The sequence below is a fragment of the Rhodovulum sp. MB263 genome, from assembly GCF_002073975.1.
In the GTDB taxonomy this organism is placed as follows: domain Bacteria; phylum Pseudomonadota; class Alphaproteobacteria; order Rhodobacterales; family Rhodobacteraceae; genus Rhodovulum.
On record NZ_CP020384.1, the window covers coordinates 36,950 to 62,237 of the forward strand.

Sequence of the window (25,288 nt, forward strand, 5' to 3'; positions counted from 1 at the left end):
AGGGTGTCTGATCGCGCCCAGCCCAGGAAAGAGTGCCCAGGACAGAGTGGAAAGACGACATGACCTATCTCAAGACCACACCGACGCGCGACGGCTTCTTCGGCGACTATGGCGGCGCGATGCTGCCGCCGCCGCTCGAGCCGCATTTCGCCGAGATCCGCGAGGCCTATGACCGGATCTCGAAATCAGCCGATTTCATCCGCGAACTGCGCTACATCCGCACCCATTTCCAGGGGCGGCCGACGCCGGTCTCTTACCTCAGGAATCTCAGCGATCTTTGCGGCGGTGCGCAGATCTATGCCAAGCGCGAGGATCTGAACCATACCGGCGCGCACAAGCTGAACCATTGCATGGCCGAGGGGCTTCTGGCCAAGTTCATGGGCAAGACCAAGCTGATGGCCGAGACCGGCGCGGGCCAGCATGGCGTGGCGCTGGCCACGGCTGCGGCCTATTTCGGCATGGAATGCGAGATCCACATGGGCGAGGTCGACATCGCCAAGGAGGCGCCCAACGTCACCCGGATGAAGCTTCTGGGCGCGACGGTGGTGCCGGTCTCCTTCGGCGGGCGCTCGCTGAAAGAGGCGGTCGACAGCTGCTTCGAAAGCTATATCGCCCAGGCCGATCATGCGCTCTTTGCCATCGGGTCCGTGGTGGGTCCGCATCCCTTCCCGATGATGGTGCGCAACTTCCAGCATGTGGTGGGTGTCGAGGCGCGCGAGCAGTTCCTCGAGCTGACCGGCGAGCTGCCCGACATGGTGGCGGCCTGCGTCGGCGGCGGGTCGAACGCGATGGGGATCTTTTCGGGCTTCATCGAGGATGACGTTGCGCTCTACGGGGTCGAGCCCGCGGGCACCTCGTCCAATCTGGGCGATCACGCCGCGACCATCACCTATGGCCATGACGGCGACATTCACGGCTTCCGGACGCTGGTCTTGACCGACGAGAAGGGCGAGCCGGCGCCGGTGCATACCGTGGCCTCGGGGCTCGACTATCCGGGCGTCGGACCGGAACATGCGCATCTGCACAAGACCGGGCGGGTGAGCTATACCTCGGCCGACGACAAGGAAGCGCTGAACGCCTTCTTCGAGCTGTCGCGCCGCGAGGGCATCATTCCCGCGCTGGAAAGCGCCCATGCGGTGGCCTTCGCGATGCGCGAGGCAAAGGCCAATCCGGGCAAGTCGATCCTCATCAACCTGTCTGGCCGCGGCGACAAGGATATCGACTATGTGACCGAGACCTTCGGCTTCGGCGAGGCGCTCTGAGCCGTACCGCCGGCCCCCGATAACGAAAAGCGCCGCCCGGAAATCCGGACGGCGCCATCTTCGCGCAAGGCGCGCGGGGATCAGTAGCGGTAATGCTCGGGCTTGAACGGGCCTTCTGGCGTCACGCCGATATAGGCGGCCTGTTCGGGCGACAATGTGGTCAGCTTGACGCCGATCCGGTCCAGATGCAGCCGGGCGACCTTCTCATCCAGATGCTTGGGCAGCACGTAGACCTGGTTTTCGTACTGCTCGCCCTTGGTGAACAGCTCGATCTGCGCCAGAACCTGGTTGGTGAAGGAAGCCGACATCACGAAGGACGGATGGCCGGTGGCATTGCCCAGGTTCAGCAGCCGGCCTTCGGACAGAAGGATGATCCGCGCCCCCGAGGGCATCTCGATCATGTCCACCTGGTCCTTGATATTGGTCCATTTGTGGTTCTTCAGCGCGGCCACCTGAATTTCATTGTCGAAATGGCCGATATTGCCGACGATGGCCATGTCCTTCATCTCGCGCATATGCTCGATGCAGATGATGTCGCGGTTGCCGGTGGTGGTGATGAAGATATCGGCCGAGGACACCACATCCTCCAGCACGACCACCTCGAAGCCGTCCATGGCGGCCTGCAGGGCGCAGATCGGGTCGACCTCTGTCACCTTCACCCGGGCACCGGCGCCGCGAAGCGAGGCGGCCGAACCCTTGCCGACATCGCCATAGCCGCAGACCACGGCGACCTTGCCTGCCATCATCACGTCGGTGGCGCGGCGGATCCCGTCGACCAGGGATTCCTTGCAGCCATACTTGTTGTCGAATTTCGATTTGGTGACGCTGTCGTTCACGTTGAAGGCCGGGAAGGGCAGCAGGCCGTTCTTGTGCAGATCGTACAGCCGGTGCACGCCGGTCGTGGTCTCTTCCGAGACGCCCCTGATGGCGTCGCGCTGTTTCGTGAACCAGCCGGGGCTTTCGGCCATCCGCTTGCGGATCTGGGCGAACAGCGCCTCTTCCTCTTCCGAGGTCGGGACGGCGATCAGGTTCTCTTCGCCATTCTCGACCCGCGCGCCCAGCAGGATGTAAAGCGTGGCGTCGCCGCCATCGTCGAGGATCATGTTGGCCGTGCCTTCGCCGAACTGGAAGATCCTGTCGGCATAGTCCCAGTATTCGGGCAGCGTCTCGCCCTTGATGGCGAAGACCGGGACCCCGGCCTCGGCAATGGCGGCGGCGGCATGGTCCTGGGTCGAGAAGATGTTGCAGGACGCCCAGCGCACATCGGCCCCCAGCGCGACCAGCGTCTCGATCAGGACGGCGGTCTGCACCGTCATGTGCAGCGAGCCCGCAATACGCGCGCCTTTCAGCGGCTTGGCTTCGCCATATTCCTCGCGGAGCGCCATCAGGCCGGGCATTTCGGTTTCGGCGATGTCGAGTTCCTTGCGACCGAACCCGGCCAGCGCGATGTCCTTGACAATGTAGTCCGGCGCCATGGCGCTACTCTCCTCGTAATTGTCGGCTAGAACGGCACATACCATCACGCAGATGGCTCGACAATGCGACTGCTCCGTGGCAATCGAACGTCCCGGGAGAAACGGATCACCATGAAACAAGCGCGCGCGTGGCAACGCATGCTGTCGGGGCGCAGGCTCGACCTGCTGGACCCGACGCCGGTCGATATCGAGATCGAGGACATCGCCCATGGGCTCGCCTTCGTCGCGCGCTGGAACGGCCAGACCCGGGGCGACTATCCCTATTCGGTGGCCGAGCATTCGCTGCTGGTCGAGGAAATCTTCGGCCGGATCCAGCCCGAGGCACCGGTGCGCTGGCGGCTGGCCGCGCTGCTGCATGACGCGCCCGAATACGTGATCGGCGACATGATCTCGCCGGTGAAGGCCGCCGTGGGCCCGAATTATGGCGAGCTCGACACCCGGCTGGCCTCGGCGATCCATATCCGCTTCGGCCTGCCCGCCGCGGTGCCGAAGACCGTCAAGGCAAGGATCAAGCGGGCCGACAGCCTGTCGGCCTGGCTCGAGGCGACCCAGATCGCGGGCTTCGAGCCTGCCGAGGCGAACCGGTTTTTCGGCCGGCCCCGGCCGGACCTGATCGAGGGGCTCGAAATCCGGCTGCGCCCGCCGGTCGAGGTGCGCACGGCCTATACCGCGCGCCATGCCGCGCTGATGGCGCGCCTCTAGCGCCACCGCGGGACGGAACGGCGGCGCGGCAGATGGACCTCGGGCACCACCGGACGGTCGGGCAGACGGTGATTGATCCGGTGTTCCTGGCGCGAGGCCAGCAGAAGCATATCTGACAGGATGGCAAACATCGGGGGTCCTCCCTTACAAAGCTCTCCCCTTTATTGTTAAGCTCAGCAGGGAATATCCGAGAGTCAGGAATTCTTTTGCCTTGTAAGTTCAGCTAACAGATGGCCGATATCGACTGGACCCGCCTGCCGCCCCTGACGGCGCTGCGCGCCTTCGAGGCGACCGCGCGGCTGGAAAGCTTTTCGGCGGCGGCGCGGTCACTCAATGTGACCCATGCCGCCGTTGCCCAGCAGGTGCGGGCACTCGAGGATCATCTGCAACTGGCTCTGGTCCGGCGCGACAACCGCGGCATGACCGCAACGCCCGAGGGCGCCCGGCTGGCCGAGGCTCTGGGCGAGGCATTCCGGAAGATCCAGGACGGCGTAGACGCGGTACGGGCAACGGAGGATACCAGCCCACTGAAGATCTCGCTGACTCCGGCCTTTGCCGAAAACTGGCTGATGCCGCGGCTTGGCACCTTCTGGGCGGCGCATCCCGAGATCGAGCTGGCCCTGATCCCCTCGACCGCGCTGGTCGATCTGCTGAGCGGCGGCTATGACCTGGCGATCCGCTACGGGTCCGGCGCATGGCCCGGGCTTTCGACCGAATTGCTGACCAGTACCCGCTTCGTCGTCGTCGGAACGCCGAAACTGACGGGCGCCCCGCGGCCCGAGAGCTTCGCCGAACTGACCCGCTTCACCTGGCTGACCGCGCAGGATTCCCCGGAACAGGCGCTATGGGCGGAAAGCGCGGGTCTGAGCTGGACGCGGGTTCGCGCCACCTCCTTCCCGACGACCGGCCTGTCGCTGGCGGCGACGCGCGCCGGTTACGGGCTGTCGATCCAGCCGATCACCCTGGTCGAGGACGATCTGGCCGCAGGCAGGCTGGCCGCGCTGTTCGAGCAGGACTCGCACGGGCTCGGCTATCACATCGTGACCCGGCCGGGGCACCATCCTGCACGGCTGCGCGCCTTCATCGGCTGGTTGCGGCAGGCAGCGGGGCCGCAGGCCGGGACCTGACGGTCCGCGCCCCTGGCCCCGGTCTTGATCTCGGCGATGGTCTCAGCGCGGGCTGCGCTTGGCCAGGATCCGCTGCAGCGTCCGCCGGTGCATGTTCAGACGGCGCGCAGTTTCCGAGACATTGCGGTCGCATTGCTCGTAGACCCGCTGGATATGCTCCCAGCGCACGCGGTCGGCCGACATCGGATTGTCGGGCGGCGGCGGCAGCGCCTCGCCATTCGACAGAAGCGCGGCCGTGACGTCATTTGCATCGGCGGGCTTCGACAGATAGTCGGTCGCGCCGATCTTCACGGCCGCCACGGCGGTGGCAATGGCGCCATATCCGGTCAGCACCACGATCTTGGCATCGGGACGCTTCTCGCGCAGCGTCTCGACCACGTCGAGGCCGGTTCCATCCTCAAGCCTGAGATCGACGACCGCATAGGCCGGGGGCCGCGCCGAAGCGATGGCCTTTCCTGCCGCGACCGTCTCGGCCATTTCGGGCTGGAACCCCCGCTTTTCCATCGCCCGCGCCAGACGCCTTAAAAAAGGCTCGTCATCGTCGACAATCAACAAGGACGGGTCTTCCCCGATTTCATACTCCTGCTCAGCCATGCGACACCCTCCTGGTGAGCGTAATATTCCGGTTGTTCTAGAATGTTAACGCGGCAGGGTCAATTTAACTCGTTTCGGCTCAGTCCAGGCTCCGGACGCGATCGACAAAGCAGGCAACCCGCGCCGCCATGTCCTCGGGCGTGACGTCCCGCTCGAAGGCCTCGACCACACCCGTTTCGGGGAAGGCGAGATAGGTGAAGGTCGAGTGATCGATCAGGTAATAGGGGTCTTCCGGGTCGCGGATGCGGTAGAAGGTGCGATAGGCCCGGCTTGCCGTCCGCACCTGCTCGGGCGTCCCGGTCAAAGCCAGCATCCGCGGATGCATCATCGAGGCGAAGGCCGCCAGCGCCTCGGGCGTATCGCGGGCCGGATCGACCGAGATGAAGACCGGGCGCACCTCATAGCCGCGTCCCTCCAGCAGATCGACCGCATCGGCATTGCGGGCATTGTCGAACGGGCAGACATCGGGGCAGAAAGTATAGCCGAAATAGATCAGCGTCGGCCCGGCGATCACGTCGGTCTCGGTCAGAGCGGTTCCGGTCTGGTCGGTCAGGGTGAAGGGACCGCCGAGTTCGGACAGCCCCGGGCGCGGCCCGCCGTTGCGGCAGGAGGCAAAACGGTCCTCGGGCGCCCAGGGGCCCCAGATGAACAGCGCAGGCACCGCGACCGCCGCCAGCGCCACACCGGCCGCAACCGCCAGAACGATCCGTTTCATCCGCGCCTCCTTCGCCGCCGGCCTTCAGGTGCATGTCGCATTGATCGACCGTCTCGCCCCGATTAACAAGAGGCAAGCCTGAACCTGGGGGTCCGATGTCCGATATCGCAACCGGCCTGCTGCCGCCGACGGAGCGCAGCAACTGGATCCGCCTGCGGACCCTGATCCTGCTGCGATGGGCCGCCGTCGCCGGTCAGGTCGTCGCCATCGCGGTTGCCAATCTCTATTTCCATATCCAGCTCGATCTGGGCCTGTGCCTGCTGGTGGTGGGGGTCAGCGTGCTGGCCAATGTGATCGCCGTCGCGATCTATCCCGAGAACCGGCGCCTGTCCGAGAACGAGGCGATGCTGACGCTGCTGTTCGACGTGGTGCAGCTTTCGGCACTGCTGTTTCTGACCGGCGGGCTCAACAACCCCTTCGCGCTGATGCTGCTGACGCCGGTCACCATCTCGGCGACGGCGCTGGGGCGGATGTCGACGCTGTTCATCGCCCATACCGCCTTCGCGCTGATCACGCTGATGACCTTCTACCATGTGCCGCTGATCGATGCCGCAGGCGAGATCCAGGAATTGCCGCATCTCTTCCTGTTCGGCTTCTGGGCCGCGCTGGTAATCGGGATCTCCTTCCTCGGGCTTTATGCCGACCGCATCACCTCCGAGATGAACAAGATGTCCGACGCGCTCCTGGCGACCCAGATGGCGCTGGCCCGCGAGCAGAAGCTGACCGATCTGGGCGGCGTCGTCGCCGCCGCCGCGCATGAGCTCGGCACGCCGCTGGCCACGATCAAGCTGATCAGCTCGGAACTCATGGACGAGGTCGAGGACAAGCCCGGCCTGCGCGAGGATATCGAGACGCTGCGAGAGCAGGCCGATCGCTGCCGCGACATCCTTCGCTCGATGGGGCGCGCGGGCAAGGACGACCTGCATATGCATACCGCGCCGCTGAAGGCGGTGATCGACGAGGCGGCCGAGCCGCATCTGGACCGCGGCAAGGAGATCATCTTCAGCTTCGATCCGATCCATGGCGGCAGCCCGCGGATGCCGGTGATCTACCGCCGCCCCGAAGTGATCCACGGGCTCAGGAACCTGATCCAGAATGCCGTGGATTTCGCCGAAAGCCGGGTCTGGGTCGTGGGACAATGGACCCAGACCGAGATCAGCGTGCGGATCATGGATGACGGCCCGGGCTATCCGCCACATCTGCTGGGCCGCATTGGCGACCCGTTCGTCCGGCAGCGCAAGAACCCGGAACAGCAGAAGAAACGTCCCGAATATGAAGGGATGGGGCTTGGGCTGTTCATCGCCAAGACCATGCTCGAGCGCTCGGGCGCGACCCTGAGCTTCGCCAATGGGCGCGACCCGATGCTGACCTCCGAGCGCTCGGACCAGCGCGGCGCCGTGGTCGAGGTCGAATGGCCCGCCTCCAAGATCGGCGTCAGCGCCGAGGCCCAGCTTGCGGCACTTGGCGAGAATGCCCCGATCGAAGCATGAGGCCATAGCAATTCCAGATAAACACGCATAGGTTGAATTAACTGGAAATTAACCAAGGTGACCGCTTACTGAACAGGATCAACGAAGGATTCTCGCCGCACCATGGACATCGACTGGGGATTTGCGCTGGTTCTGTCGGGTATCTCGCTGACGAGCGCAGTGGCGGCACTGTTCGTGCTGCATTTTCTGCCCCGGAGGCCCCGCGATCCGGCGGCCGAGGCCCAGGGCGACATGGTGTTTCTCTTCGATGGCGAGCATCTCGTCGATGCCACCCCGGATGGCCGCCGCTTTCTGGCCGGCGGGCCGAAGGGCCTGACCGACTGGCAACGCTTCTGTGCGCTGATCGTGCCGCGCTTTCCCGGCTTTCCCGAACGGATGGAACGGCTTCCCAAGGACGGCTCGGCGCTGCTTGCCGAGGCCGGGGGCGAGGCCCAGCTGACCGCCGTCTGGCTTGACGGTGTGATCCGGCTGACGCTGCGGATGCCGCGCTTCGACGATCGGGCCGACCTGACCGATGCCCAAAGCCTGGCCGCCCTGACCGCCGAGCTGGCCACCCTGCGCGACGTGGTCGAGGCGATGCCCACCCCGGCCTGGCAACGCGACGAGAAGGGCGGCGTGGCCTGGGCCAACAGCGCCTATCTCGACATCGTGCGCGGCCGCCATGACGAAGGCCAGATCGTCTGGCCGCTGCCGGTGCTGTTCCCGCAGGACTTCGGCGAAAGCGGCGCGCCCCGGCGCCAGGCCATCGACATCGGCGCCGACCGCGACCGCTGGTTCGATTGCGTTTCGGTCGAGGCTCACGGGGCCTCGCTGCATTTCGCGCTTCCGGCCGATGCCACGGTCCGGGCCGAAACGGCACTGCGCAACTTCGTCCAGACCCTGACCAAGACCTTCGCCGAGCTGCCCATCGGGCTTGCCGTCTTCAACCGCACGCGCGAGCTGGTGCTGTTCAACCCGGCCATTTCCGAGCTGTTCAATCTCGAGCCCGAATTCCTGACCGGCCGGCCCACGCTTCTGAACCTGCTAGACCGGCTGCGCGAAACCCGGATGATGCCCGAGCCCAAGAATTTCCGGTCCTGGCGCGAACAGATCCTGCGGCTGGAACGCGATGCCTGCGACGGCGTCTATTCCGATACCTGGACGCTGCCCGGCGGGCAGGTCTACCGGGTGACCGGGCGGCCGCATCCCGATGGCGCCGTGGCCTTCCTGTTCGAGGATATCAGCACCGAAATGTCGATGACCCGGCGCTTCCGCAGCGAGATCGAAACCGGTCAGGCGGTGATCGACTCGCTGCCAGAGGCCATGGCCGTGTTCTCCAGCGCCGGAATTCTGACGCTCTCGAACAGCGCCTATGCCAAACTTTGGGGCGAGGACCCGCGGCTTGTGATGGGCAATACCGACATCTCCGGCGCCACCGCGCAATGGCAGGCGCAATGCCTGCCGGGCCCGTCCGAGGCCGGGTCCGAGCTGCCGCGCCGCATCCGCCAGCGCGAGGCCTGGAGCTGCGAATTGTTCCGCCGCGACGGCCAGAGGCTGGACTGTCATCTCAAGCCCATCGCAGGCGGCTGCATGCTGGTCGAATTCCGTCCGGCCGCCGCCCGCACCGAAGCGCGCGAAACACCCGCCATCCCGCGCGCCTCTTCCGCCTGATCCCGCTTGCGGCAAGCGGGGCAGGCGTTACAACGGGCCCCATGTCCGCCACCCGCCTCACCCTCACGCTGGCCTCCGAGGCCATGACCCGCGCGCTCGCAGACCGGCTCGCAGACCGGCTCGGGCCCGGCGATACGCTGCTGCTCGACGGCCCGATCGGGGCGGGCAAGACCGCCTTCGCCCGGGCGCTGATCCAGGCGGCACAGGCCAGGGCCGGGCGCGACCCCGAAGACGTGCCCTCGCCGACCTTCACCCTGGTCCAGACCTACGAGGCCGGGGAATTCGAGATCTGGCATGCCGATCTCTACCGCCTCGGCCATCCGCAGGAGGTGATGGAACTCGGGCTGGACGAGGCCTTCGACACCGCGCTCTGCCTGATCGAATGGCCCGACCGGCTGGGCGATCTGGCCCCCCCGGGCGCGCTGCGCCTGGCCCTTGCGCCGGGCGGGACCGAGACCCTGCGCCATGCCAGCTTCACCGCCGCCGGCTCCGTCTGGGCCGACCGCCTGTCGCCGATCCTGACCGAACTCCAGACCGAAATTCAGACCGGGACCGCCCCCGATGCGTGACACCGCAATCACCGATTTCCTCGCCCGTGCCGGCTGGGCCGGGGCCCGCCGCGCAGCCCTTGCGGGCGACGCGTCGAACCGCCGCTACGAGCGGCTCGCGCAGAACACCGGCGCGACCGCCGTCCTGATGGATGCCGACCCGGCGAAAGGCGAGGATGTGCGCCCCTTCGTCGCCATCGCCCGCCATCTCTCGGCGCTCGGGCTCTCGGCCCCCGCGATCCTCGCCGAGGACAGCGCTGCGGGCCTGCTTCTGCTCGAGGATCTGGGCGATGACCTTTTCGTCCGCATTTCCGCCCGCGCGCCCGGGCTCGAAGAACCGCTTTACGCCACCGCGACCGACCTTCTGGTCCGGCTGCACCAGGCGCCGCTGCCCGAGGGCCTCGCGCCCTACAGCCCCGCCGAGATGGCCGAGCTCGGCTGCCTGCCGTGCCGCTGGTACCTCTCCGGGCTGGGCCTCACCGCGCCCGAGGACGAGATCGCCGGGATCCGGGCCGGGTTGGAAACGCTTCTGGCCGAAGCCGCCCCGCCCTCGGTCCTGATCCTGCGCGACTATCACGCCGAGAACCTGCTCTGGCTGCCCGCGCGGGACGGGGTCGCGCGGGTCGGGCTGCTCGATTTCCAGGATGCCCGGATCGGGCACCCGGCCTATGATCTCGTCTCGCTGCTGGAGGATGCGCGACGCGACGTGCCCCCCGCGCTGCAGGCCCGGATGCGCGCGCGCTATGTCGCCGCAACCGGCACCGATGCCGCGGATTTCGAGCGCGCTTATGCCGTGGCCGGGGCCCAGCGCAACCTGCGCATCCTGGGCGTCTTCGCCCGGCTCTGCCTGCGCGACGGCAAGCCCGGCTATCTGCCGATGATACCGCGCGTCTGGGGCCACCTCATGAAGGATCTCGCGCATCCCGCGCTGGCCGCACTGCGCGCGCCGCTGCTGCGCCTGCTGCCGCCGCCCGAGCCCGAGTGTCTCGACCGGATCGCAAGCCGATGCGCCCCGCGTCGCTGATGATCTTCGGGGCCGGGTTCGGCACCCGGATGCGGCCGTTGACCGACGACCGCCCGAAACCGCTGATCGAGGTCGCGGGCAAACCGCTGATCGACCATGCGCTGGCGCTGGCCCCGGATGCGGGCATCCGCCAGATCGCTGTCAACGCCCATTACCGCGCCGGGCAGCTGGCGGCGTATCTCGCGGGCCGGCCCGGCCTCACCGTCCTGCATGAAACCGACGCCATCCTCGATACCGGCGGCGGGCTGCGCAATGCGCTGCCCGTTCTGGGCGGCGATCCGGTCTTCACGCTGAACAGCGATGCGGTCTGGACCGGGCCGAACCCGCTTTGCATGCTTGCCGAGGCCTGGGACCCGGCCCGGATGGACGGCCTGTTGCTGCTGATCCCGCGCGGGCAGGCGACCGGCCATTCGGGCCGGGGCGATTTTCTCATCGACCCGGAGGGCCGCCTGAAGCGTGGCCCGGGGGCCGTCTATTCGGGCGCCCAGATCCTCAGGACCGACGGTCTTGCCGAAATCCCCGAACGGGTCTTTTCGCTGAACCGGCTCTGGGACCGGATGCTGGCCGGGGGGCGGCTTCACGGCATCCTGCATCCCGGCGGCTGGTGCGATGTCGGCCATCCGGACGGTATCGCCGAGGCCGAGGCACTGTTGGCGGGGCAGGGCGATGTTTGAAGGACCGGCGCCCCGCCTGTTCGGCCTGCCGCCCGGCGCCGATTTCCCGCGCGAGCTGCTGATCGGGCTGGAACAGAGACTGTCCGGCGCCCCTCCCGAGGCCTGGGCCGAGGTCGAGATCTGGGTCAATACCGAGCGGATGCGGCGCCGGATCGTCGATCTGTTCCAGGCCGGGCCGCCGCGCCTTCTGCCCCGCATCCGGCTGGTGACCGACCTTGCGCGCCATCCGATCCTCGCGGATCTTCCGGCACCGGTCTCGCCGCTCAGACGGCGGCTGGAACTGGGGCAACTGGTGCGGGCGCTGCTCGACCGCGCCCCCGATCTGGCCGCGCGCGGCTCGGCCTTCGATCTGGCCGACAGCCTTGCCGCCCTGCTTGATGAGATGCAGGCCGAGGGCGTGCCGCCGCGGGTGCTGCACGATCTCGATGTCGGTAACCTCTCGGCGCATTGGGCCCGGGCCCGGCAATTCGTGACGCTGGTCGAGACCTGGCTCGGCCCCGACCTGTCGGGGCGTCCCGGCGGCGGCGCCAGGCAGCGCCTCGCGGTCGAGCGGCTGACCGAGCGCTGGCGCGCCGATCCGCCCCGCCATCCGGTGATCGTCGCGGGCACCACCGGCTCGCGCGGGGCAACAGCGCTGTTCCTGCGCGAGGCCGCCCGGCTGCCGCAGGGCGCCGCAGTCCTGCCCGGCTATGATTTCGACATGCCCGCCGCGATCTGGGACGGGCTCGACGATGCGCTGGCGGCCGAGGACCACCCGCAATACCGCTTCCGCCGTATCCTCAACGACAGCGGGCTTGGGCCGGGCGATGTGCAGCCATGGCGCGCCGAGGCCGGACCTCCGAACCCGCCGCGCACCCGGCTGATCTCGCTCGCGCTCCGGCCCGCCCCGGTCACCGATCAGTGGATGGAGGACGGGCCCCGTCTGACCGGGCTCGACCGCGCAACAGAGGCGCTGACGCTGATCGAGGCGCCCTCGCCGCGGGCCGAGGCGCTGGCCATCGCGCTGCGGCTGCGCCGTGCCGCCGAGGACGGGCAAAGCGCTGCGCTGGTCAGCCCCGACCGGACCCTGACCCGCCAGGTCACCGCCGCGCTCGACCGCTGGGGCATCCGGCCCGATGACAGCGCCGGCACCCCGCTGCCGCTGTCGCCGCCGGGCCGGTTCCTGCGTCAGGTCGCGGCGCTGTTCGGCCGGGCGCTGACGGTCGAGACCCTGCTGTCGCTGCTCAAGCACCCGCTGACCGCCTCGAGCCCAGGCCTGCGCGCCAATCACCTGCGCTGGACCCGCGAGCTTGAACTGCATCTGCGGCGGCACGGACCCGCCTTTCCCGACGGCCCGGCCCTGACAGGCTGGGCCGAAGGCCACGAAGATGGCCGCGAGGCCTGGGCCGCCTGGCTAGCCGAGGCTCTGGAGGGACCGGATCGGGCCGGAACAGAGCCGCTTTGCGCCCATGTCGCGCGGCACCGTCAGTTGGCCGAAACCCTCGCCGCCGGGCCGGACGCCGAGGGCAGCGGCGCGCTCTGGCTGGAAGAGGCCGGCCTGCAGGCGCGGGCCGCGCTCGACCTGCTCGAGGCCGAGGCAGATGCGGGCGGCGAGATGACCCCGGCCGATTTCTCGGCCCTGCTCGACTCGGTCCTGCGCGACGGTTCGGTCCGCAGCGCGGTCGCACCGCATCCGGGGGTGATGATTTGGGGCACGCTCGAGGCCCGCGTCCAGGGCGCCGACCTGGTGATCCTCGCCGGGCTGAACGAAGGCATCTGGCCCGAGACCCCGCCGCCCGATCCCTGGCTGAACCGGCAGATGCGGGCCGAGGCGGGCCTGTTGCTGCCGGAACGTCAGATAGGACTGGCCGCGCATGACTTCCAGCAGGCGATCTGCGCCCCCGAGGTGGTGATCTCGCGCGCGATCCGCACCGCCGAGGCCCAGACCGTGCCCGCGCGCTGGCTGAACCGGCTGACCAACCTGATGGAGGGGCTGGGCAGCACTGGCGGCCCCGAGGCGCTGGCCGCGATGCGGGCGCGGGGGAAAGGCTGGCTTGCGATGGCGCAGGCGCTCGACCGGCCAACCGCACCACTGCCCGCCGCGCACCGCCCCTCGCCCCGGCCCCCCGTCGAGCAGCGTCCCGAGCGGCTGTCGGTAACGGCGATCGAGCGGCTGATCCGCGACCCCTATGCCGTCTATGCCCGCCATATCCTGCGGCTGAAGCGTCTCGACCCGCTGGTGCGCAGCGCCGATGCGCCGCTGCGGGGCACCGTCCTGCACAAGGTGATGGAGCGGTTTCTGGACCGGCCCATCGACCCCGATCCGGCCCGCGCCCGGGCCGATCTGATGGCCATCGCCGATGAGGTTCTTGCGACCGACGCGCCCTGGCCCGCCGCCCGCGCGCTCTGGCGGGCGCGGCTCGGACGCGCGGCCGAAAGCTTCCTGCGCGACGAGGCGCGACGTCAGGCCGAGGCCGCCTGCATCGCCCGCGAACACCCGGGCGCGGCACGGCTGGAAAGCGGCTTCACCCTCACCGCGCAGGCCGACCGGATCGACCGCCGTCCCGATGGCCGCCTGATCGTCTATGATTACAAGACCGGCACGCCGCCCAGCCTGAAGGCGATGGAGGCCTTCGACAAGCAGCTGCTGCTGGAGGCCTGCATCGCCGAACGCGGCGGCTTCGAGGAGATCCCGGCCGCGCCCGTCGATCACGTCACCTATATCGGCCTCGGCCAGCCGCCGAAGACCGTGACCAACAGCCTGGATGACGGTCTGGTCGCGCGCAGCTGGGCCGAGCTTGGGCGGCTGATCGACCGCTATGCCCGTCCCGAACAGGGCTATACCGCCCGCAACCGGGTCCAGAAACGCAGCGACATCACCGATTACGATCTGCTGTCGCGCTTTGGCGAATGGGACGAGACCGATCCGCCAAAACCGGAGGATGTGGGATGACCCGGAACGAGGCGAGCGAACGGCAGATCCAGGCGGCCGACCCGTCGGGCTCGGTCTGGCTCTCCGCCAATGCGGGTTCGGGCAAGACCCGGGTTCTGACCGATCGGGTGGCGCGGCTTCTGCTGGCGGGGGTGCCGCCGCAGCGGATCCTGTGCCTGACCTATACCAAGGCCGCCGCGGGCGAGATGCAGAACCGGCTGTTCGACCGGCTGGGCGGCTGGGCGATGCTGGCCGATGCCGATCTGCGCAAGGCACTGCACGAGCTGGGCGTCGAGACCGCCATCGGCGAGGACACCCTGCGCGAGGCCCGGCGCCTGTTCGCCCGCGCCATCGAGGCGCCGGGCGGGCTGAAGATCCAGACCATCCATTCCTTCTGTGCGGGGCTTCTGAGGCGGTTTCCGCTCGAGGCCGGGGTCTCGCCGCAATTCGTCGAGATGGACGACCGCAGCGCCCGCCGCCTGCGGGCCGAGCTGGTCGATGCGTTGGCCGACGGCCCCGAGGCCGGGCGCTTTGCCGATCTGGCGCGGTTTCACACCGATGCCGAGCTCGATGCACTGACCGCCGAGATCGCCAGCCATCGCGACCGGTTTCCGGCTACCGCCGAGGCGGAGGCGATCTGGAAGAGCTTCGGCCTTGCCCCCGGTGACGACAGGGCGGTTCTGCTGCGCGGCGTCTTCACCGGGGGTGAAGAGGCCCTGCTGACCCGGCTGAAGACCGCGCTGGCTGGGGGTGGCAAGACCGATCAGACCGCCGCCGCCAAGCTTGCCGCGTTGGATCTTGGCGGCGCCGACCGTGCCCTGCTGATCGGGCTGGAGGATATCCTGCTGACCGGCGCGGGCGCGAAACAGCCGTTTTCGGCCAAGACAGGGTCTTTTCCCACCAAGGCGGTCCGGACCGCGCTTGGCCCCGATCTGGCGCCGCTCGAAGATCTGATGGTCCGGGTCGAGACCGCGCGGCCCCGGCGGCTGGCGCTGGATGCGGCCGAACGCACGCTGGCGCTCCACCGCTTCGCCGAAGCCTTCCTGCCCGCCTATGCCGCGCGCAAGCAGCTGCAGGGCTGGCTCGATTTCGACGACCTGATCCTGAAGGCGCGCGACCTGCTGACCGATCCGGGCGTCGCGCAATGGGTGCTGTTCCGGCTCGATGGCGGGCTTGATCATATCCTGGTCGACGAGGCGCAGGATACCAGCCCGGTGCAATGGCAGGTGATCGAACTCTTGGCGCAGGAATTCACGGCGGGCGAGGGCGCGCGCAGCGGGGTCGAGCGCACGATCTTCGTCGTCGGCGACAAGAAACAGTCGATCTATTCCTTCCAGGGCGCCGATCCCGAGGGGTTCGACCGGATGCGCGCGCTGTTCCGCGACCGGCTGGAAGATGTCGACCGGGGCCTCACGACCCTGACGCTGGAATATTCGTTCCGCTCCTCCGACGCGATCCTCGGCACGGTCGACCGGACCTTCCCCGAAGGCGCCCGCGCCGGGCTCGACCGCGAGATGCGGCACCGCGCCTTTCATGCGGACCTGCCCGGCCGGGTCGATATCTGGCCCGTGGTCGAGGACAGCGAAGCCGCCGATCTCGGCCATTGGGCCGATCCGGTCGACATGCTGGGCGCCTCGCATCACAGCGTGCGGCTGGCGCGTCGGCTGGCCTCGGAAATCCGCGCCATGATCGACCGGGGCGAGACCATCGCCGTCAAGGGCGGGGGGCGCCGCCCTATCCATGAGGGCGACATCCTGATCCTGGTGCAGAGCCGGACCGATCTGTTTCACGAGATCATCCGCGCCTGCAAGGCCGAGCGGCTGGAGGTGGCGGGCGCCGACCGGCTGAAGATCGGCGGCGAGCTTGCGGTGCGCGACCTGACCGCGCTTCTGTCCTTCCTGGCGCTGCCCGAGGATGACCTGTCGCTGGCCTCGGCGCTGCGCTCGCCCTTGTTCGGCTGGTCGGAGGATGCGCTCTTCCGACTGGCAGCGCCACGCAAGGGCTATCTCTGGCAGGCGCTTCGACACGCGGATCGGGCCGGAACAGAGACGGTTCCGGTGCTGCAGGCGCTGCTGGACGAGGCCGATTTCCTGCGCCCCTATGACCTTGTCGAACGCATTCTGACCCGCCATGACGGGCGCCGCAGACTGGTGGCGCGGCTCGGGCAGGAGGCCGAGGACGGGATCGACGCGCTGCTGACCCAGGCACTGGCCTATGAGACGACCGAGGTGCCCTCGCTGACCGGGTTCCTGGCCTGGCTGTCGAGTGGCGAGGTCGAGATCAAGCGCCAGCTCGATGCAGCGGGACGGCGGATCCGGGTGATGACGGTGCATGGCGCCAAGGGGCTCGAAGCGCCGGTGGTGATCCTGCCGCATACGGCGCAGCGCAATATCACCATCCGCGACCAGATCTATACGCTGGAAAACGGCCTGCCCGCCTGGAAGACCGGATCGGACGAGCGGCCAGAGGCGCTGGCGACCGCACATGCCGCGCGGGTGCAGCGCGAGGAGGAGGAACGCTCGCGCCTGCTTTACGTCGCGATGACCCGGGCCGAGCAATGGCTGATCGTGGCGGCGGCCGGAAAGCTCGCGAAGGATGGCAGCGACTGGTACAGCCGCATCCGTCGCGGCACCGAGGCGCTGGGGCCGGTGCCGCATGATTTCGGTTTCGGCGAGGGGCTACGCTATGAACGCGGGCTCTGGCCCGGAGAGCGGATCGCGGTCGCGCCCGAGACGGCCCCGCCCGAGACCGCGCTGCCCGACTGGGCGCTCCGCGAGGCCCCGCGCCCCGACCGGCCGCCGCAGCCGCTGTCTCCCTCGGATCTGGGCGGCGCCAAGGCCCTGCCGGGCGATCCGCTGGTGCCCGCCGAGGCCGAGGATGTCCGCGCCCGGGGCACCTGGATGCACCTTCTGCTGGAACATCTGCCGGGCACCGATCCGGCCGACCGCCCGGCGCTGGCCCGCGCCCTTCTGACCGCGGCCGACCCGCCCGCGCCCGAGGCCGCGATCCCGGCCCTTGCCGACGAAGCCGGGGCCCTGATGGCGCGGCCCGATCTGGCGCCGGTCTTCGCGCCCGGCACGCTGGCCGAGGTTCCGCTGACCGCGCCCCTGGGCCAGGGGCGGCTGAGCGGCACGGTCGACCGGCTGATCCTTGCGCCCGGCCGGGTCACGGCGGTCGATTTCAAGACCAACGCCATCGTGCCGGACCGGCCCGAGGACACGCCCGAGGGCATCCTGCGCCAGCTGGGGGCCTATGCCGTGGCACTGGCGCTGATCTATCCGGGGCGCGAGGTCGGGACAGCCGTTCTATGGACCCGGACCGGCAGGCTGATGACGATCCCGCGAGAGCTGGGGCGCGCAGCCCTTGTGCGGACCGGGCTGGCTTGACGCTGCTGGCCCCTCTCCTTACTTTCCGGCCTCGATCCCAGGTTCCAAGGAGTGACCCAGATGCCCACCCATGCCGTCACGGACGACACCTTCGACGCCGAGGTGCGCCAGTCCGACATTCCCGTCGTCGTCGATTTCTGGGCCGAATGGTGCGGCCCCTGCAAGCAGATCGGCCCGGCCCTGGAAGAGCTCTCGGTCGAGCTGGAAGGCAAGGTGAAGATCGTCAAGGTCAATGTCGACGACAACCCGACCAGCCCGGCGCAACTGGGCGTGCGCGGCATTCCGGCGCTCTTCCTGTTCAAGGACGGGCAAGTCATTTCCAGCAAGATCGGCGCCGCGCCCAAGGCCGCGCTGCAGAACTGGATTCAGGAATCCGTCTGACCGGCCCGTTCCGGCTGAGACAAAGGGGCGCCCGGGCGCCCCTTTTTCATGCCCGGCTTGCGAGGCAGCACAGGGCGCATATATCGGACCCGGCAAATGCAGGAGAACGGCATGTCGAAAAGCGACTTTCCCGGCTGGCACGGGACCACCATCATCGGCGTCCGCCGCGGCGGACAGGTGGTGATCGCCGGCGACGGACAGGTCAGCCTGGGCCAGACCGTCATCAAGGGCACCGCCCGCAAGGTACGCAGGCTGTCGCCCGGCGGCTATGACGTCGTCGCGGGTTTCGCCGGATCGACGGCCGATGCCTTCACACTCCTCGAACGGCTGGAGGCCAAGCTGCAGGCAACCCCTGGCCAGCTTCAGCGCGCAGCGGTCGAACTGGCCAAGGACTGGCGCACCGACAAATACCTGCAGAAGCTCGAGGCCATGCTGATCGTCAGCGACGGCGCCGAGCTCTACGTGATCACCGGCGCAGGCGATGTGCTGGCGCCCGAGCATGACGTGGCAGCCATCGGCTCGGGCGGCAACTACGCGCTGGCCGCAGCCCGCGGTCTGATCGAGAATACCGAGCTTCCGGCAGAGGAGATCGCCCGCAAGGCCATGGCGATCGCGGCCGATATCTGCGTCTACACGAACGGCAACCTGACGGTGGAGAGCATTACCCGATGACGAATGCTCAAACCAGTGAGCTTTTTATTGCCATTCTTGGTGGCCTCATCGGTGGCGTAGTGGCGCCGATTGTTCTGGAGGAATATAGGACGTGGAAAAGAGAACGAAAATGGGCAGCACCACGCAAGAAGAAACTCTCCGAACTCCTTAACCGACAGAATTTCCGAACCTTGGAAATGCTATGTCTTGTGTCTGGGACTACCCCGGAGGAATGCAGGACTCTTCTTGTAGAGCTTGGGGCGCGTGGTTCCCTCCTTAAGGGCGGAAAGGAAGGCTGGACACTCCATCCGATTGGATCATTTGAAGAAAAAACCAGCCCTGACGAAAAATATGACCTAAGTGCAGAGGTGAGAAGACGATGACCGACCTGACCCCCCGCGAAATCGTCTCGGAACTCGACCGGTTCATCATCGGGCAGGCGGAGGCAAAGCGCGCAGTCGCCGTGGCCCTGCGCAATCGCTGGCGGCGCAAGCAGCTGGCCGACGACATCCGCGAAGAGGTCTATCCCAAGAACATCCTGATGATCGGGCCGACCGGCGTCGGCAAGACCGAGATCTCGCGCCGTCTGGCCAGGCTTGCCCGTGCCCCCTTCATCAAGGTCGAAGCGACCAAGTTCACCGAGGTCGGCTATGTCGGCCGCGACGTGGAACAGATCGTGCGCGATCTCGTCGATACCGCGCTGGTCCAGACCCGCGACTGGATGCGCGAGGATGTGAAGGCCGCCGCCTACAAGGCCGCCGAGGACCGGGTGATCGCCGCCATCGCCGGAACGGATGCGCGCGAGCAGACCCGCGAGATGTTCCGCACCAAGCTGAAGAAGGGCGAGCTGGACGACACCATCATCGAGCTGGAGATCGCCGATACTTCGAACCCGCTGCAGGGCATGGAAATTCCGGGCATGGCGCCGGGTCAGGGCCAGCAGGGGATGATGTCCTTGGGCGATCTCTTCGGCAAGGCCTTCGGCGGGCGCACGGTCAAGAAGCGGATGACGGTGGCCGACAGCTACGAGATCCTGATTTCGGAAGAGGCCGACAAGCTGCTCGACGACGAGGCCGTAAACCGGACCGCGCTCGAGGCGGTGCAGGAAAACGGCATCGTCTTCCTCGACGAGATCGACAAGGTCTGTGCCCGCTCCGACATGCGCGGCGCCGATGTCAGCCGCGAGGGTGTGCAGCGCGACCTCTTGCCGCTGATCGAGGGCACGACGGTCTCGACCAAGTACGGGCCGGTGAAGACCGACCATATCCTGTTCATCGCCTCGGGTGCGTTCCATATCGCCAAGCCCTCGGACCTCTTGCCCGAACTCCAGGGCCGGCTGCCGATCCGGGTCGAACTGAGGGCGCTGACCGAGGACGATTTCGTCCGCATCCTGACCGAGACGGACAATGCGCTGACCCGGCAATATACCGCGCTGATGGGCACCGAGGAGGTCGCGGTCGAATTCACCGAGGACGGGATCGCGGCGCTGGCCCGGGTTGCGGCCGGGGTGAATGAGAGCATCGAGAATATCGGCGCGCGTCGGCTTTACACGGTGATGGAGCGGGTGTTCGAAGAGCTCAGCTTCACCGCACCCGACCGGGCCGGCGACACCGTCAGGGTCGATGCCGGTTTCGTCGACAAGAACCTCGGCGAACTGACCAAATCGGCCGATGTCACCCGCTATATCCTCTGATCCCGCCTAGCGGGGCCGCCGGAGATAGACATAGAAGGCGCCCTCGCCGCCATGGCGGCGATGGGCAGGCGTGACCTGCATCACCGCGCCCGACAAGGGGGCCTGATGCAGCCAGTGCGGCACCTGGCGCCGCAGCACCCCGCGCCGGTCGGCAAGGGCCGGGTCCCATTCCGCCCCGCGCCCCTTGCCGGTGATCACCAGCACCAGCCGCCGCGCCTCGGCCTGGCTGCGCAGGATGAAGCCGATAAGCGCCGGATGCGCCTCGGCCAGAGTCATGCCATGCAGGTCGATCCGCGCCTCGGGATCGAGCTTGCCGCCCTTCATCCGCAGGAAGGCCTTGCGGTCCATCCGGATCGCGGGCGCACCGGACGGGGTCGGCGCGGCGGTGGCGGGCGCCTTCGCGCCCAGCCGGAAGGGTTTCTGCGGCGGCGGCACTGACAGAGGCGCGGCCGGAACCGGGGCAGGCGGGATCTTTTCGGGCAAGGTCTTTTCGGGCGGGGGCTCGGACAGGGCATCGGGGGGCGCGTCGCGCATCGGGCGAACCCGGCGCGCGACCTCGTCCCAGAGGGCGCGATCCTCGCGGCTGAGGCGGCGGCGGCGCATCGCTCAGCCCCCCGGCACCAGCGCAAGCGCCAGATCGATCGGCAGCAGCACGATCATGCGGCCCGGGTCGCGCACCTCGCCCGCAAGCCGCCCGGCCCCGGCCCCGGTGCCATAGAAGATATCGGCCCTCTGCGGCCCCTTGATCGCCGAGCCGGTATCCTGCGCCACCATCAGCCGGTGCAGCGGATGCCGCCCGCCCTTCTCGATCCAGACCGGCGCCCCCAGCGGCACGAGGGACGGATCGACCGCGAGGCTGCGCATCGGCGTGACCGGACGGTTCATCGCCCCGAGCGGCCCCTTGCCCGGCGGCAGCCTGTCAAGCTCGCGGAAGAAGACAAAGGAGGGGTTGTGCAGCAGAAGCTCGGCCCCCGCCTCGGGATGGCGCCGGACCCAGGACCGGATCACCCGGGCCGAAACCTGATGGGCCTGATAGATTCCGCGCCGCACCAGTTCCTTGCCGATCGAGCGGTAATCATGGCCGTTCCTGCCGCCATAGCCGACGCGCAGCAGGGTCCCGTCGGGCAGGCTCAGCCGCCCCGAGCCCTGGACCTGAAGGAAGAACACGTCGACCGGGTCTTCGAGCCAGGCGATTTCAAGCCCCAGCCCGTCGAGATGCCCGTTCTCGGCGATCTCGCGACGCGAGAACCAGGGCCGGTCGGGCGGCAGATCGGGCGGCAGGCGGTAGATCGGATAGCGGAACCGGGCATCGGGGGCGCGGGCGGCCTTCAGCACCGGTTCGAAATAGCCTGTGAACAGCGCCGGGCGCTCGCCACCGATCAAGACCGGACGGAAGAACAGCTCGAAGAAGCTGCGGGCGTTCGACTGCCGCTCGGACAGGGCGCAAAGCGCGGTCCAGGGCGGATCCGGCAGGTCTGGGCAGGTCTCGCGGAAGGCGGCCAGGGCCTCGGCATGATTGTCGGTCTTCCAGCCCTTGAGATCGTCGAAATCGAGCAGCTCGACCGATGGCGCGGCCCGAGCCGAGGCACCACCGCCCAGGGCCAGAGCAAGACAGACCGCCGCGCCAAGGCCGCGCATCCGGCCCGCGCGCGACGGCGTGCCGTCACGGCCACCGGTCGATCTCGCGTCTTCCTGTTCCACCGGCGGTCCTGTCCTCGCGGTCGGCGTCGCGCCGCCTTCGCTCCGGCCGGTCCCGGGGCCAGTTCCTCCGGGGGCGGACACGCCCCGGGCGCGCGTCGGGGGCAGGGCCGTGATAGCCCCAAATGCGCGGCACTCCCAGAGCGGATAGAGCGATTTCAGACCGACCCGCGCATCGGAACCGCTGGAAACAGAGGCCTTCGGCCCTCAGCCGCAGCCTTCGAGCCGGGCCTCCAGCGCCAGCTTCCTGCCCTTGGCCGCGGCCAGCTTGCCCGACTTGTCGCCGCCCGCAACCGTCGACATCAGCACCAGTATCAGAAACACGCCGACCGCATCGGCCGTTGCCGCGCCCGATTGCCGGCGCGACAGCTCCTGTATCTCGGCATTGACGTTCATGAGGTCCCCAGCGCGCCCTGGCGCAGCTCATCCTGTCATACATGCCCGCAGGCATCGCGACGGGCGCAATCGCATCGGGCCTGTTGGCACAGGCCGAGACTGACAGGACCAGCGCAGCGGAGAGTGCCAGTCCATGACAACCGATCTTCACGACCGCCCCTCAAAACGGAATAAATCACGAAAACTTGAACATGCGCCCCGTCGAAAACGCAAGAACGTTTCGGGAAGCGGGCTTTTGTCTCATTTTTCGGAACAAATATGCCCGGCCGTCCGGGCAAAGGCGGAACCCGGGCTCAGGAGGCCGCTCAGGAAACCGGCACCCAAAGCACATCCTCGATCCGCGGCGCGGCGGTGGCCAGCATGGCCAGCCGGTCGAAACCGAGCGCGATGCCCGAGGCCGGCGGCATGAAGGCCAGCGCCGCGAGGAACTCCTCGTCCAGCGGGTAGCGCTCGCCATACAGGCGTTCCTTCTCGTCCATCTCGGCCTCGAAGCGGCGGCGCTGCTCGGCAGGGTCGGTGAGCTCTCCGAAACCGTTGGCCAGCTCGACCCCGCAGGCATAGACCTCGAAGCGTTCGGCTTCGCGCGGATCGTCGGCGCATACCCTTGCCAGCGCGGCTTCAGCGGCCGGATACCGGTCGAGAACGGTGATCCGGCCCCGGCCCAGATGCGGCTCGACCCGTTCGACCAGCACCCGGCTGAAGATGTCGGACCAGCCGTCATCGGCCGCGAAACCGATCCCGGCCGCCTCGGCCTGAACCGCCAGCGCCGCGCGGTCACAAGCGCCTCCGGGCCCAAGCGTGGACAGCAGGTCGATCCCGGCATGCCTTTCGAAGGCCTGCGCCACCGAGAGCCTCTCGACCGGGGCGAAAGGGTCGCAGTCCTGCCCGGCATGGCTGAGCTTCCGGGTGCCCGCCGCCTCGCAGGCCAGTTGCAGCATCCGCGCGGTATCCGCCATCAGTACGGCATAGTCCTCGCCCGCGCGATACCATTCGAGCATGGTGAATTCCGGGCTGTGACGCGGCCCGAGCTCGCGGTTGCGCCAGACATGGCAAAAGGCCGCGATCCGGGGCTCGCCCGCGGCCAGCAGCTTTTTCATCGCGAATTCGGGCGAGGTATGCAGATACATCCGCCGCGCCGCGCCGTCATTGCCGATGGCCTCGGTCGCGAAGGCATGCAGATGGGTCTCGTTCCCGGGGCTTGTCACCAGCGCCGGCGGGTCGACCTCGACGAAGCCCCGGGCCGCGAACCAACCCCGGATCGCGGCCTGAATCCGGCCCCGCGCCAGCAGGGCGGGGCGGCGATCGGCATGGCGCCCGGGGGTCCACCAGGGGGTATCGGTCATCCGCGCGGCCTTTCTTTCTTCTGGAATTTTGCGCCAAGTTCAGCTAGGGGCGTTGTCCGATCCGGCGGATATACCGCACCACGACACTCCACAAGGAAGCCCCCAGTGAAAGTCATCGCCTCCTCGCTCCGCAAGGGCAACGTCGTCGAAAAGGATGGCCAGCTCTATGTCGTTCTCAAGGCCGAAAACTTCCATCCCGGCAAGGGCACGCCGACCACCTCGGTCGACATGCGCCGGATCTCGGACGGGGTGAAGACCACCGAGCGCTGGAAGACCACCGAACAGGTGGAAAAGGCCAATATCGACGAGCGCGAATACGACTTTCTCTATGACGATGCCGAAGGGTTCCACTTCATGAACCCCGAGAGCTTCGACCAGGTCGCGGCCCAGCCCGACGTGGTGGGCGATGCCGCCGCCTATCTCGAACCCGGCATGCGGGTCTTCCTGCAGACCTTCGAGGGCAACCCGATCTCGATCGAACTGCCGCAGAAGATGGTGGTCGAGGTGACCGAGACCGAGCCGGTGGTGAAGGGGCAGACCGCCTCGTCGAGCTACAAGCCCGCGATCACCAATATCGGCGTGCGCGTCATGGTGCCGCCCCATATCGATGTCGGCACGCGGATCGTCATCAACACCGCCGACAACACCTATGTGGAACGCTCGAAGGACTGAGCCGAAGCGGGTCCCCGGCGCCCCGCGCGCCTGACCGGCAGGGGTCCATCTCCCCGCAAACGAAAGAAGGACGGCACAGGCCGTCCTTCCAGAAACCGGATTGAAGATCCGGACGATCGCGACGCGTCACGCGTCGGTGGCGACGAGCTGCCAGTTGGGATCGTCCGAGCCCATCACCCGCGCGAAGGTCCAGACATCGCGCTGACGCTTGATCTCGCTCGGGCTGCCCTCGACCACTTCGCCGTTCTGGTTGCGCACCACCGAGGTCAGCTCGCCCACGAAACGGACGGTCAGCTCGGCCTCGCCGCTGTCGCGGTCATAGGTCGCATCCTTCAGCACCAGTTCGCGCACACCGATGAAGCTGGCATCGACCGACAGGCCCTGTTCTTCGCGAAGCCGGATCACCTCGGCAAAGCTCTCGCGCACGTCGGGGGCGAGGAAGCCCGCGACCTCATCGAGCGTGCCATGCTCGAAGGACATCAGGATCATTTCATAGGCACCGCGGGCGCCATGCAGGAACTCGCTGACCGAAAAGCCCGGCTCGGCCAGCTTCATCGCGGCCAGAGCCTTGGCGGCCGGGCTGCCATCATCGACATGATCGGTGATGTCGGTATCGGGACCGCCCTCGATCACCTCGAAGGAGGGACGGTTCTCGGCCCGGCGCGCCGCCGGATCGGGCATCTGCACCGGAGGTTTCTCGAACCCTTCCCGGGTTCCGAGAACGGACCGCAGCCGCAGGATCAGAAACACGGCGATCCCGGCAAGAACCAGGAGTTGAATGATGGCAGAGCTCATGAAAACCTCGCGGGTCGCGGGAAGCGTTTGTATCGAAGCGTCACCGGACATATGTAAGGCACGCCTTCAATCAAGTCCACCGGGCCAGCCGAAGCGCAAAT

The 25,288-nt window shown here is 67.9% G+C and carries 24 protein-coding genes; 15 read left to right on the top strand and 9 right to left on the bottom strand.

Annotation, left to right across the window (positions count from 1 at the left end):
• Positions 1 to 59: 59 nt before the first annotated feature.
• Positions 60 to 1,262, top strand: a complete 1,203-nt coding sequence (trpB, locus tag B5V46_RS00255) for a tryptophan synthase subunit beta (RefSeq protein ID WP_080614731.1) — start codon at positions 60 to 62, stop codon at positions 1,260 to 1,262.
• An 80-nt stretch (positions 1,263 to 1,342) separates the two neighbouring features.
• Here trpB and ahcY read toward each other — a convergent pair whose 3' ends face one another.
• Entirely contained in the window at positions 1,343 to 2,737 is a 1,395-nt protein-coding gene (gene ahcY / locus B5V46_RS00260; RefSeq protein WP_080614732.1) for an adenosylhomocysteinase, read from the bottom strand.
• Positions 2,738 to 2,848: 111 nt separating this feature from the next.
• On the opposite strand from ahcY, the gene B5V46_RS00265 reads away from it, so the two are divergent.
• Entirely contained in the window at positions 2,849 to 3,439 is a 591-nt protein-coding gene (locus tag B5V46_RS00265) for an HD domain-containing protein (protein ID WP_080614733.1), read from the top strand.
• On the opposite strand, the gene B5V46_RS20630 is transcribed toward B5V46_RS00265, so the two are convergent.
• Positions 3,436 to 3,570: a hypothetical protein gene (locus B5V46_RS20630; protein ID WP_255377938.1), complete on the bottom strand. Its 135-nt coding sequence runs from the start codon at positions 3,568 to 3,570 to the stop codon at positions 3,436 to 3,438. The two genes, B5V46_RS00265 and B5V46_RS20630, sit on opposite strands and share 4 nt — an antisense overlap.
• Positions 3,571 to 3,669: 99 nt before the next feature.
• Between B5V46_RS20630 and B5V46_RS00270 the strand changes: the two genes are divergently transcribed.
• A complete protein-coding gene (locus B5V46_RS00270; RefSeq protein WP_080614734.1) occupies positions 3,670 to 4,566 on the top strand; it encodes a LysR family transcriptional regulator in 897 nt (298 codons plus the stop codon).
• 42 nt (positions 4,567 to 4,608) lie between these two features.
• Here the strand turns inward: B5V46_RS00270 and B5V46_RS00275 are convergent, their stop codons facing one another.
• The gene (locus B5V46_RS00275) at positions 4,609 to 5,160 is read right to left on the bottom strand and encodes an ActR/PrrA/RegA family redox response regulator transcription factor (RefSeq protein ID WP_080614735.1); all 552 of its coding nucleotides are present in this window, start codon (positions 5,158 to 5,160) and stop codon (positions 4,609 to 4,611) included.
• Positions 5,161 to 5,239: 79 nt separating this feature from the next.
• The gene (locus tag B5V46_RS00280) at positions 5,240 to 5,875 is read right to left on the bottom strand and encodes an SCO family protein (RefSeq protein ID WP_080614736.1); all 636 of its coding nucleotides are present in this window, start codon (positions 5,873 to 5,875) and stop codon (positions 5,240 to 5,242) included.
• A gap of 95 nt (positions 5,876 to 5,970) precedes the next feature.
• Between B5V46_RS00280 and regB the strand changes: the two genes are divergently transcribed.
• From regB to hslU, 11 genes are all read left to right on the top strand, one after another.
• Positions 5,971 to 7,365 carry a sensor histidine kinase RegB gene (gene regB, locus B5V46_RS00285; protein ID WP_080614737.1) on the top strand — a complete coding sequence of 465 codons (1,395 nt, stop codon included), beginning with the start codon at positions 5,971 to 5,973 and terminating at the stop codon, positions 7,363 to 7,365.
• A 102-nt stretch (positions 7,366 to 7,467) separates the two neighbouring features.
• Positions 7,468 to 9,015 carry a PAS-domain containing protein gene (locus B5V46_RS00290; RefSeq protein WP_080614738.1) on the top strand — a complete coding sequence of 516 codons (1,548 nt, stop codon included), beginning with the start codon at positions 7,468 to 7,470 and terminating at the stop codon, positions 9,013 to 9,015.
• A 41-nt stretch (positions 9,016 to 9,056) separates the two neighbouring features.
• Positions 9,057 to 9,584 carry a tRNA (adenosine(37)-N6)-threonylcarbamoyltransferase complex ATPase subunit type 1 TsaE gene (gene tsaE / locus B5V46_RS00295; protein ID WP_080614739.1) on the top strand — a complete coding sequence of 176 codons (528 nt, stop codon included), beginning with the start codon at positions 9,057 to 9,059 and terminating at the stop codon, positions 9,582 to 9,584.
• Positions 9,577 to 10,587 carry an aminoglycoside phosphotransferase family protein gene (locus B5V46_RS00300; RefSeq protein ID WP_080614740.1) on the top strand — a complete coding sequence of 337 codons (1,011 nt, stop codon included), beginning with the start codon at positions 9,577 to 9,579 and terminating at the stop codon, positions 10,585 to 10,587. The genes tsaE and B5V46_RS00300 overlap by 8 nt, the downstream gene beginning before the upstream one ends.
• The gene (locus B5V46_RS00305) at positions 10,569 to 11,261 is read left to right on the top strand and encodes a nucleotidyltransferase family protein (protein ID WP_080614741.1); all 693 of its coding nucleotides are present in this window, start codon (positions 10,569 to 10,571) and stop codon (positions 11,259 to 11,261) included. Before B5V46_RS00300 ends, B5V46_RS00305 begins: the two co-directional genes overlap by 19 nt.
• Positions 11,254 to 14,193, top strand: coding sequence for a double-strand break repair protein AddB (gene addB, locus B5V46_RS00310; protein WP_080614742.1), 2,940 nt, complete (start codon positions 11,254 to 11,256; stop codon positions 14,191 to 14,193). Before B5V46_RS00305 ends, addB begins: the two co-directional genes overlap by 8 nt.
• The gene (gene addA, locus B5V46_RS00315; RefSeq protein ID WP_080614743.1) at positions 14,190 to 17,558 is read left to right on the top strand and encodes a double-strand break repair helicase AddA; all 3,369 of its coding nucleotides are present in this window, start codon (positions 14,190 to 14,192) and stop codon (positions 17,556 to 17,558) included. Before addB ends, addA begins: the two co-directional genes overlap by 4 nt.
• A 60-nt stretch (positions 17,559 to 17,618) precedes the next feature.
• Complete coding sequence (gene trxA / locus B5V46_RS00320; RefSeq protein ID WP_080614744.1) at positions 17,619 to 17,939, top strand: thioredoxin; 321 nt, start codon at positions 17,619 to 17,621, stop codon at positions 17,937 to 17,939.
• Positions 17,940 to 18,050: 111 nt separating this feature from the next.
• Positions 18,051 to 18,611 carry an ATP-dependent protease subunit HslV gene (hslV, locus tag B5V46_RS00325; protein WP_080614745.1) on the top strand — a complete coding sequence of 187 codons (561 nt, stop codon included), beginning with the start codon at positions 18,051 to 18,053 and terminating at the stop codon, positions 18,609 to 18,611.
• Entirely contained in the window at positions 18,608 to 18,973 is a 366-nt protein-coding gene (locus tag B5V46_RS19435; RefSeq protein WP_155773870.1) for a hypothetical protein, read from the top strand. The genes hslV and B5V46_RS19435 overlap by 4 nt, the downstream gene beginning before the upstream one ends.
• Positions 18,970 to 20,283 (top strand): ATP-dependent protease ATPase subunit HslU, encoded by a 1,314-nt coding sequence (gene hslU / locus B5V46_RS00330; RefSeq protein WP_080614746.1) that lies wholly within the window; start codon positions 18,970 to 18,972, stop codon positions 20,281 to 20,283. Before B5V46_RS19435 ends, hslU begins: the two co-directional genes overlap by 4 nt.
• A 6-nt stretch (positions 20,284 to 20,289) precedes the next feature.
• Here the strand turns inward: hslU and B5V46_RS00335 are convergent, their stop codons facing one another.
• The 4 genes from B5V46_RS00335 to epmA form a co-directional block, all read right to left on the bottom strand.
• Positions 20,290 to 20,886 (bottom strand): Smr/MutS family protein, encoded by a 597-nt coding sequence (locus tag B5V46_RS00335; protein ID WP_080614747.1) that lies wholly within the window; start codon positions 20,884 to 20,886, stop codon positions 20,290 to 20,292.
• A 3-nt stretch (positions 20,887 to 20,889) separates the two neighbouring features.
• On the bottom strand, positions 20,890 to 21,921 hold the full coding sequence (locus B5V46_RS00340; RefSeq protein ID WP_080614748.1) for a murein transglycosylase A: 1,032 nt from the start codon (positions 21,919 to 21,921) through the stop codon (positions 20,890 to 20,892).
• Positions 21,922 to 22,188: 267 nt separating this feature from the next.
• Positions 22,189 to 22,377: a hypothetical protein gene (locus tag B5V46_RS00345; protein ID WP_080614749.1), complete on the bottom strand. Its 189-nt coding sequence runs from the start codon at positions 22,375 to 22,377 to the stop codon at positions 22,189 to 22,191.
• 305 nt (positions 22,378 to 22,682) lie between these two features.
• Positions 22,683 to 23,720 carry an EF-P lysine aminoacylase EpmA gene (gene epmA, locus B5V46_RS00350; RefSeq protein WP_080614750.1) on the bottom strand — a complete coding sequence of 346 codons (1,038 nt, stop codon included), beginning with the start codon at positions 23,718 to 23,720 and terminating at the stop codon, positions 22,683 to 22,685.
• Positions 23,721 to 23,825: 105 nt separating this feature from the next.
• Here epmA and efp point away from each other — a divergent pair, with 105 nt between their 5' ends.
• Positions 23,826 to 24,392, top strand: coding sequence for an elongation factor P (gene efp, locus B5V46_RS00355; RefSeq protein WP_155773871.1), 567 nt, complete (start codon positions 23,826 to 23,828; stop codon positions 24,390 to 24,392).
• Between the two features lie 126 nt (positions 24,393 to 24,518).
• Here the strand turns inward: efp and B5V46_RS00360 are convergent, their stop codons facing one another.
• Positions 24,519 to 25,187: a Tim44/TimA family putative adaptor protein gene (locus B5V46_RS00360; RefSeq protein WP_080617880.1), complete on the bottom strand. Its 669-nt coding sequence runs from the start codon at positions 25,185 to 25,187 to the stop codon at positions 24,519 to 24,521.
• Positions 25,188 to 25,288: the final 101 nt, after the last annotated feature.

What these genes read in the sequence shown, in the direction of transcription:
- hslU (WP_080614746.1), top strand. Translation starts at nt 18,970, where the DNA reads ATGACCGACCTGACCCCCCGCGAAATCGTCTCGGAACTCGACCGGTTC.
- hslV (WP_080614745.1), top strand. Translation starts at nt 18,051, where the DNA reads ATGTCGAAAAGCGACTTTCCCGGCTGGCACGGGACCACCATCATCGGC.
- B5V46_RS00345 (WP_080614749.1), bottom strand. Translation starts at nt 22,377, where the DNA reads ATGAACGTCAATGCCGAGATACAGGAGCTGTCGCGCCGGCAATCGGGC.
- B5V46_RS00340 (WP_080614748.1), bottom strand. Translation starts at nt 21,921, where the DNA reads ATGCGCGGCCTTGGCGCGGCGGTCTGTCTTGCTCTGGCCCTGGGCGGT.
- addA (WP_080614743.1), top strand. Translation starts at nt 14,190, where the DNA reads ATGACCCGGAACGAGGCGAGCGAACGGCAGATCCAGGCGGCCGACCCG.
- B5V46_RS00360 (WP_080617880.1), bottom strand. Translation starts at nt 25,187, where the DNA reads ATGAGCTCTGCCATCATTCAACTCCTGGTTCTTGCCGGGATCGCCGTG.
- ahcY (WP_080614732.1), bottom strand. Translation starts at nt 2,737, where the DNA reads ATGGCGCCGGACTACATTGTCAAGGACATCGCGCTGGCCGGGTTCGGT.
- B5V46_RS20630 (WP_255377938.1), bottom strand. Translation starts at nt 3,570, where the DNA reads ATGTTTGCCATCCTGTCAGATATGCTTCTGCTGGCCTCGCGCCAGGAA.
- B5V46_RS00300 (WP_080614740.1), top strand. Translation starts at nt 9,577, where the DNA reads ATGCGTGACACCGCAATCACCGATTTCCTCGCCCGTGCCGGCTGGGCC.
- trxA (WP_080614744.1), top strand. Translation starts at nt 17,619, where the DNA reads ATGCCCACCCATGCCGTCACGGACGACACCTTCGACGCCGAGGTGCGC.
- B5V46_RS00335 (WP_080614747.1), bottom strand. Translation starts at nt 20,886, where the DNA reads ATGCGCCGCCGCCGCCTCAGCCGCGAGGATCGCGCCCTCTGGGACGAG.
- trpB (WP_080614731.1), top strand. Translation starts at nt 60, where the DNA reads ATGACCTATCTCAAGACCACACCGACGCGCGACGGCTTCTTCGGCGAC.
- regB (WP_080614737.1), top strand. Translation starts at nt 5,971, where the DNA reads ATGTCCGATATCGCAACCGGCCTGCTGCCGCCGACGGAGCGCAGCAAC.
- B5V46_RS00275 (WP_080614735.1), bottom strand. Translation starts at nt 5,160, where the DNA reads ATGGCTGAGCAGGAGTATGAAATCGGGGAAGACCCGTCCTTGTTGATT.
- tsaE (WP_080614739.1), top strand. Translation starts at nt 9,057, where the DNA reads ATGTCCGCCACCCGCCTCACCCTCACGCTGGCCTCCGAGGCCATGACC.
- B5V46_RS00270 (WP_080614734.1), top strand. Translation starts at nt 3,670, where the DNA reads ATGGCCGATATCGACTGGACCCGCCTGCCGCCCCTGACGGCGCTGCGC.
- B5V46_RS00280 (WP_080614736.1), bottom strand. Translation starts at nt 5,875, where the DNA reads ATGAAACGGATCGTTCTGGCGGTTGCGGCCGGTGTGGCGCTGGCGGCG.
- addB (WP_080614742.1), top strand. Translation starts at nt 11,254, where the DNA reads ATGTTTGAAGGACCGGCGCCCCGCCTGTTCGGCCTGCCGCCCGGCGCC.
- epmA (WP_080614750.1), bottom strand. Translation starts at nt 23,720, where the DNA reads ATGACCGATACCCCCTGGTGGACCCCCGGGCGCCATGCCGATCGCCGC.
- B5V46_RS00305 (WP_080614741.1), top strand. Translation starts at nt 10,569, where the DNA reads ATGCGCCCCGCGTCGCTGATGATCTTCGGGGCCGGGTTCGGCACCCGG.
- B5V46_RS19435 (WP_155773870.1), top strand. Translation starts at nt 18,608, where the DNA reads ATGACGAATGCTCAAACCAGTGAGCTTTTTATTGCCATTCTTGGTGGC.
- B5V46_RS00265 (WP_080614733.1), top strand. Translation starts at nt 2,849, where the DNA reads ATGAAACAAGCGCGCGCGTGGCAACGCATGCTGTCGGGGCGCAGGCTC.
- B5V46_RS00290 (WP_080614738.1), top strand. Translation starts at nt 7,468, where the DNA reads ATGGACATCGACTGGGGATTTGCGCTGGTTCTGTCGGGTATCTCGCTG.